6 protein-coding genes and 1 other RNA gene are annotated in these 7,830 nt (G+C 38.7%); all 7 read right to left on the bottom strand.

Annotation, left to right across the window (positions count from 1 at the left end; translation table 11 throughout):
- Nucleotides 1–2,874, bottom strand: a 2,874-nt coding sequence (locus Q7P05_RS01080) for an efflux RND transporter permease subunit (protein WP_303930099.1), incomplete at its 3' end; no start/stop codon positions are given.
- Between the two features lie 14 nt (nt 2,875–2,888).
- Nucleotides 2,889–4,016 carry an efflux RND transporter periplasmic adaptor subunit gene (locus Q7P05_RS01075; RefSeq protein ID WP_024065996.1) on the bottom strand — a complete coding sequence of 376 codons (1,128 nt, stop codon included), beginning with the start codon at nt 4,014–4,016 and terminating at the stop codon, nt 2,889–2,891.
- Nucleotides 4,017–4,401: 385 nt separating this feature from the next.
- Nucleotides 4,402–4,743, bottom strand: a transfer-messenger RNA (tmRNA) gene (gene ssrA / locus Q7P05_RS01070).
- Nucleotides 4,744–4,920: 177 nt separating this feature from the next.
- The gene (gene bioF, locus Q7P05_RS01065; RefSeq protein WP_303930098.1) at nt 4,921–6,075 is read right to left on the bottom strand and encodes an 8-amino-7-oxononanoate synthase; all 1,155 of its coding nucleotides are present in this window, start codon (nt 6,073–6,075) and stop codon (nt 4,921–4,923) included.
- Between the two features lies 1 nt (nt 6,076).
- Nucleotides 6,077–6,808 (bottom strand): 6-carboxyhexanoate--CoA ligase, encoded by a 732-nt coding sequence (locus Q7P05_RS01060; protein WP_005386403.1) that lies wholly within the window; start codon nt 6,806–6,808, stop codon nt 6,077–6,079.
- On the bottom strand, nt 6,808–7,308 hold the full coding sequence (locus Q7P05_RS01055; RefSeq protein WP_004697157.1) for a hypothetical protein: 501 nt from the start codon (nt 7,306–7,308) through the stop codon (nt 6,808–6,810). Before Q7P05_RS01055 ends, Q7P05_RS01060 begins: the two co-directional genes overlap by 1 nt.
- Nucleotides 7,309–7,461: 153 nt before the next feature.
- The coding region (smpB, locus tag Q7P05_RS01050; RefSeq protein ID WP_303930097.1) for an SsrA-binding protein SmpB at nt 7,462–7,830 on the bottom strand (369 nt) is incomplete at its 5' end.

Here is a 7,830-nt window from a genome sequence, read left to right as displayed (position 1 = left end):
GGTTACGGTGACTTTGGAGAAGTCGGGGGTGCGCTCGTAGATGGTCAGGATGTAAATATCATTAGCTAAGGAATATCTACCTGTAAAGTTCAACAAGAATGGAACTAAAGAAGCACCAATCATACCAGATGGTACGGAGAACAATACGGCAAATGGAACCTTCCAAGATTCATACAGGGCGGCCAAGATTAAGAATACAAATACTAGACCTAAACCAAGAATCATGATGGTTTGAGAACCAGCTTTCAACTCTTCACGAGATTGACCTGCCCAGTCATATGTATAACCGGCTGGTAAAGTTTTAGCTGCCGCCTCTTTCAATGCATTAATCGCATCACCAGAGGAGTAACCATTCGCTTGAGAACCACCGATTTGTACAGCCATTGCATTATCAAAACGAGTAATACTAGATGGTGTGCCTGTTTGTTCCTTCGTAATATAGTTAGAAACTGGAACCATAAGGCCCTTGCTATTACGAACAGCTAGCATATTAAGCTGTTCTGCATTTTGACGGTAAGCGTCTTCAGCTTGCACTACTACTTTATAGTTTTTACCATATGTAGTGAAGTCATTGACTTGAATACTACCATAGAAACCTTGCAATGTAGTAAAGATATCAGCTAATGCCACACCATCTTGAGCCGCTTTTTCACGATTCACATCAAATTGTAAGGATGGTGTAGATGTATCAAAGGTAGTGTAAATAGATTGAATTGCTGGACTCTTACGAGCTTCTGCTAAGAATTCATTAGCACGTTCCGCCATAACTTGAGGGCTGTCACCAGCTTTATTGATGATATACATGCTGAAACCACCAGTAGTACCAAGACCTGGAATAGATGGTGGATTCATGGCAATAACTGTTGCTTCTGGTACGCCTTGTGCAGCAAAGCCAAATGTTTGACCAACCATGGCGTTGATAGATGTAGCTTGTGTTGTACGATACTTCCAGTCGGACATAGTAGCGAAGATTACACCTGCACTAGATTTTTGGCCGCCCCCTAAGAGGTCAAAGCCTGCTACAGTAAATACCTCTTGGAATAATTGCTCATCTTTAGGCTTTTCAGGATCATTCTTCCCTTCTAAGAAAGATGCAATTTTTTCAAGGGTTGCCATAGTACGTTCAGATGTAGCACCAGGTGGCTCATTAACGGCAATCATGTAGTAACCACTATCCTCTGCAGGTACAAAGGATGTTGGTAAGAAGTGGAATACTAAACCTGTACCACCAGCAAAAATTAATAATGCAATAACAGTTAAGCTCAAACGATGGCTTAAACGAGCCAATTGGATACCATACCAATTGCTGAAACGTTCTAGGCCTGCATTGAATTTGTTTAACTGACGATGTACCCAGTCTTCGCGTTCTTTTGACGTGTGAGGTTTTAACATCGTAGCACATAGTGCTGGTGTTAATACAAGGGCGATAATCGCAGAAATAACAACAGATACAGCGATTGTTAATGCAAACTGTTTGTAAAGAATACCTGTCATACCACCCATGAAGGCAACTGGTACGAATACAGCTACCAATACAAAGGCGATACCAATTACAGGGCCTTGTACATTTTCCATCGCTTTAATAGCCGCCTCTTTCGGAGGTAAGCCATTATATTTTAATTCATACTCTACCGCTTCTACTACTACGATAGCATCGTCAACAACGAGGCCAATAGCCAATACCATGGCGAATAATGTTAACGTATTGATAGAGAAATCAAGTAATACGAAAGCCCCAAATGTACCAAGCAAGGATACTGGTACGGCAATCATAGGAATGATCGTAGATCTCCAAGATTGTAGGAACACATATACTACGATAAGAACGAGTAACAATGCTTCTACAAATGTATGCTCTACCTCATTAATGGAAGCACTTACGAATTTAGTATTATCTACAACCACGTTATATTGCATATCTGGTGGGAAAGATTTAGATTGTTCATCTAGTACCTTCTTAACATTCGCAATAGTTTCTAATGCATTCGCATCATTTTGTAAGGAAATAGCAAAACCTGCTACCTCTTTATGCGCGGACTTAGCAATAAAGTCATATCCTTTAGCACCAATTTGAATACGAGCAACATCTTTTAGATGCAATACCTTACCATTAGAGCTTTTAATAGCAATGTTACCAAATTGTTCAGGTGTCACAAGACGACCTTCAATTTTGATAGGATATTGAAATGCTTGTTCCCCATTAGTAGGATTTTGACCAACTGTACCTGCCGCAGCCTGTAAGTTTTGTCCCTTAATAGCTGCTGTTACTTCAGAAATGGTAACACCAAGATTTTGCATCTTCGCAGGATCTAACCAAATGCGCATAGCATAGTCAGAACCGAACTCTTGTACAGAACCGACACCCTTAATGGCTTTAATAGCATCCATCATATAGTTGGTAGCATAGTTCTTTAAGAATGTAGAATCATAAGTACCATCAGGTGAGTTCAAGGAGAATACCATAGCCATATCACCAGAAGATTTAGTAGTTGTAACACCAACTGCTTGTACCTCTGCAGGCAATTGAGCAAGTGCTGCTTGTACACGGTTTTGTGTATTAACCGTATCCATATCCGCATCTGTGCCTTGATTGAACTGAACAGTCAAAGAGTAACTACCATTACTAGAGCTACTAGATGTCATATAGTCCATATCTTGTACGCCTACGATTTGTGTTTCAATAACACTGGCTACCGTATCATTAACAACTTGAGCCGTTGCACCTGTATAGGCAGTGTTTACACGAACTGTAGGTGGAGAAATTTGTGGATATCGAGCTATCGGAAGGTTCATCATAGAAATGAGACCTACCAAGGTAATAACAATGGCTATTACAATGGCAAAGATAGGTCGATTAATAAAGAATTTCGACACGATCTAGCCCCCTTCTATTTTGTAGCTTTTAATTGTTCTTTTGAAAGCAATTTAGCATTAACCTTCACACCGTTTTTAACCTTAGTTAAGCCATCAACGATGATTGTGTCTCCAGGTGCTAAACCGGCTTTAATAATTGTATCGCTACCACTTGTACCGCCAACTTCAACACTTTTTTGTTCTACTACACCATCAGCATTTACAACATAGATAAAGTTTTTATCCATGATTTGAAGAATGGCACGACTAGGAACAAGAATAGCATCTTTGAGTTTTTGACCAGGAGAAATCACTGTAGCAAACATATTTGGCAATAACAAATGATCAGGATTTGGGAAGGAAGCTTTCAACAAAAGCTTACCTGTTGATTGGTCAAGACTTTTTGCTGCTTGAACAATAGTACCAAATTGGTTATAAGTATCACCATCAGCGAGTTTTAACTGAATATTTGGACCATTAGAATCATCGCCAGTTGGATTTTTCATGAAGTCAAGATATTCTTCTTCAGTCATGCTAAATTCAACAAAAATAGGATCAATGGAGTCAATTGTAACTAAAGTTGTAGAACCAGCTTGTACAAATGCGCCCATATCAATATCGTCCATACGTAATGTACCGGAATATGGTGCATATACTATTGTGTCACCCAAGTTATCTTGAGCAATTTTTACAGATGCTTGATATGCTTCATATGCTGCCTTAGCTTGTTCTGTAGTACTGCGTTGTGTATCTACACGTTGTTGCGCAATCGCGTCTTGTTGCGCCAATGTTTCATAACGATTAAGATCTACTTCAGCATTTTTGTAAGTCGCATTAGCTTGAGCAGCTTGCGCTTCTGCATTAGCAAGACTAGCTTCGTACTGACGAGAATCGATACGATATAATGGTTGACCAGCTACAACTTGCGCGCCACCTTTAACATATTTTTCAACAACGTAACCAGTTACACGAGCATGTACAGCTACAGAGTTTTCTGCAACTACTGTACCAGCATAGGTTTGGTTTACCTGTGCATCACTTGCAGTAATTTTGTATGCATTGACACTCACGTCGCCTGCTTGCTGTTGATTGCTGCCACATCCAGCAACCATTACAGCGGATACAACGAGAGCCGCTAACATACGGGAATAACGGAACTTCATTATCTGTACTCCTTTACACGAAACTAATCATCTATGTGTCATAATTACATAAATATCTATATATATTTTACAGGATTCTATAGACAAAGTCAATTTTTTCGATACCCTTCCACCTTTATAAAACATAGATAAAATCTATATAAATTCATATTCATTGTGCATAATCAAAACGATAAAAATTATTGACATTTTAGATTCTTTGTGTACACATTTTCTAATTAAATATCTGTGCTCCGTGGGGAAATCAAGGGGAAATAAAGGGGAAATTTCAAGCGAATAAATACGTATTTTAGCAAACATATAGGAACACCAAAAAAAGCTAGAAGATTAGGTAACTACTGCATTCGTACAGTAAACACGTATCTTCTAGCTTTAGCTTTAATATTGGTGGAGATGAGGGGAGTCGAACCCCTGTCCAGAAGTGTTGCCATATAGACTTCTCCGAGCACAGTCTATGATTTAGATCTCAGGTTGCTACCGCTCACAGACAAGCTACACAACCCCAGTTCATATTGTCTCGCCTAATTCATATGAACAACTGAATTAAGCCAGCCTACGGTTTGACGTCCATTCACACTTGGTAGGCACAAGTATGAGGGACGTAGCTTATGCAGCTAATGCAAAATTTTCTTCTGCGTTTAAATGTTTTCCCACCGTTTAACGGCCTCATGGAACGCCGACTCGCTATCTATACCACACGCACCCCTGTCGAAACCTTTACATCCCCGTGCGTCGGTCTAATAATTATAAGCCTATTTAGTATTAGTGTCAATTATATGAAACCTTCACCAATTCGGTACATTCACTACTCTTAGCCTTCTCAACTTATCTAAATTTGACAATTTTACCAATCCAAGGATTCTTTTATCCCTGTCTTCAGAGGATATATTATCTATTATCATGATTATAACTGTTTCATAGCATTATGCAGTGATTGGCACACATAATCTATTTGTTCTTTATTATGCGCAGCAGTCACCGTTAGTCTAATTCTGCTTTCACCAATAGGTACTGTAGGCGGACGAATAGCGGTGCCTATAATGCCATCCTCATATAGATAATCAGATACGGCAAGTGTATCTTCATTACGCCCTATTAGTATTGGGAAAATTGGCGTTTCATTAGTAGCATCAATTCCCATAGAAATCAATTGATCTGCCATATAGTTTACATTTTCATGTAAACGCGCTAAAACAGATGCATCTGTCTCAAGAATATGTAATGCAGCCAGGGCCGCTCCTATATCTGCAGGAGATAATGCGGTGGAGAATATAAAGCTACGACTCGTATTAACGAGATAATCTATGATAGTACTATTTGCAGCTACATAACCACCAACAGAGCCTAAAGATTTACTCAATGTACCAAGTTGTATGTCTACTTCTTTTTCAAGTCCAAAATAGGCCGCTGTACCATGACCATTACCAATAGTTCCCGTTGCATGGGCATCGTCAACCATGAGCAATGCATTGTAATCACGGCTTAATTCATACAGTTTATCTAGTGGTGCAATATCCCCATCCATACTAAATACGCCATCAGTAACTATAAGCTTTCGAGTGTTTCGATCTACCTGTTTTAACAGATACTTTAACTCGTCTATATCACAGTGGCTATATGTTTTTACAGTACCTCGACTTAATCTACAACCATCAATAATACTAGCATGATTAAGAGCATCACTAAAAATAATAGTATTCTTATCAGCTACGGCAGAAATAGTTCCTACATTGGCCATATAACCGGTATTAAATACAAGGGCTTTTTCAGTATTCTTAAATTTAGCTAATGACCTTTCGAGCTCTGTAAATAATGGAAATGTACCAGATACAAGGCGCGATCCACCAGATCCTGTTCCATATTGTTGAGCCCCTTTCAGGGCCCCTTCTATGACACGAGTATCAAAAGTTAAGCCCAAATAATTATTTGAAGCCATCATTAAATATTCTTTATCATCTCGTTTTACTCGCACTGCATCTAGAGGACAGTATTCTCTTAAGGTTCGTAAATTATGGTTCTCTATCTTAGAATCTAATTGTTCTTTAAAAAATTTGTACATTCTATCTCCGTTGAACAAGTACTGGAGTACGCTCCAAATACTCAATTACACTTTCACTATCTATATCAGACCGTACAAAGAAAACGCGGCCCCCTATATCTGAACCAAATTCTTTCATATTAGGAAGGCGATGGTATACACCATTACAAGCAACATAACCTACTGTATAGTCTGGATCATCAGACCAACATAATTCGCCCACAATACCATCTGCTGATTGAACCTTTGAAGCTAATACTAAAGCCTCTCTCATATGTTCATTATCACCTAATGCATAAGAGTCAAAGGAGTCCATATGACTAACACGTACTCCGCGGTCACCTGTATCTAAGCGCTCGCCAGTAATGGCATCCACTAACATAGCGCCGCGCATAGATTTATCTAAACTTTTTAACAAAGATATAGCTTTAAGAACAGCTGCCTCACTAATATGAGGACCTTGTAAAAGCTCAGTCGCCAATTGATGGGATTCAGAAATACTACTAGTTTTATGTTCCTCTACCTTAAGACAGTCAATATATGTAATCTTCTCCGGTGGGATTAAATCTACAGTAATATTGATAAAATCAGCTCTTCCTTTACTGTGATGCAGTGCGCGATCAGCTAACGATTGAGCTATAGCCCCTACTTCTTCTAACTTCACAATCCGCTCTGCCCCAGAAATATGGTGGCCCCCTTTTTCATGGGGACCACCTTGAGCAGCACGCATGCGTACACTATATAATTCAGCCATTATGACACCTTCCCTTTAATAAGATCATTTTTAGGTACTTGGCTGTGAATTTTACGGAATACTTTCACAAATACTGGTGCCATAATAACAGTAAAAATCATGCCAGGCACTGCTAATGCAACCATAGGTAATGCAGCTTTACCGATATATACAGACAAGGTCAATCGCGCTAATGCAGATGCAATCGGGCCAGAAATCATAATACCTATCATATGATTGTGGCACATCCAAAGAATTAGCCCTACGATAAGTCTAAATTGCATAGCAATCATAACATTCAAAATAGTTTGTGTACCTAGTGCTAAACCGATTAAACTAGATAGACATCCGCTAATAATATATTTCTTAAATCCGAATACGGCACATATGGCTACCGCCAATGGAGCTGACAGTTGAAACTCTATACCTGGAATGACATTAGGTATTTTAATAGCACCTAATACAGTAATCATAGCCGTTAAAATAGCAACCTCTGTAATGTACCGAATATTCTGATTCATGATGTTTCTCCTCTACTTAGAAAATGTCAACCACAATCACAACTCTTTGTTTACATTATAATTTCAATATACATATTTATCAACTAAAAACACAAGATAAGTTAACAAATATCACACAAAAAAATCGAGCCATCATGACTCGATTTCTTTATTTTAATATTTTTGTTGTTCTTTAAGTCTCTTAGCAATATCTCGCTTAGCATCGCGTTCTGCCATATCTTGACGCTTATCATACAGCTTTTTACCAGTTACAAGACCAACGGTTACCTTTACATAACCATGACTGAAATGGAAATTAAGGGGCACTAAAGAGAATCCTTTCTCCTTAACCTGAGCATGCAGTTTATTGATTTCAGATTTATGCATCAACAATTTGCGAGTTCGTTCAGGTTCATGATTAAAGCGGTTCCCCTGTTCGTATGGACTAATGTGAACGCCATACAATAAGAGCTCACCTTTATCAATGCGACAAAAGCTATCTTTTAGGTTCAGCTTACCTTGACGTATGGATTTAATTTCAGT

Origin of the sequence: Veillonella dispar (assembly GCF_937975875.1) — a bacterium.
GTDB lineage: Bacteria > Bacillota > Negativicutes > Veillonellales > Veillonellaceae > Veillonella > Veillonella dispar_B.
Note: the sequence above shows the minus strand (reverse complement) of the source record. Positions and strands in the feature narration are given on the sequence as shown.

Coding starts and splice junctions, on each gene's coding strand:
- Q7P05_RS01075 (WP_024065996.1), bottom strand. CDS start 4,016: ATGAAGTTCCGTTATTCCCGTATGTTAGCGGCTCTCGTTGTATCCGCT.
- bioF (WP_303930098.1), bottom strand. CDS start 6,075: ATGTACAAATTTTTTAAAGAACAATTAGATTCTAAGATAGAGAACCAT.
- Q7P05_RS01060 (WP_005386403.1), bottom strand. CDS start 6,808: ATGGCTGAATTATATAGTGTACGCATGCGTGCTGCTCAAGGTGGTCCC.
- Q7P05_RS01055 (WP_004697157.1), bottom strand. CDS start 7,308: ATGAATCAGAATATTCGGTACATTACAGAGGTTGCTATTTTAACGGCT.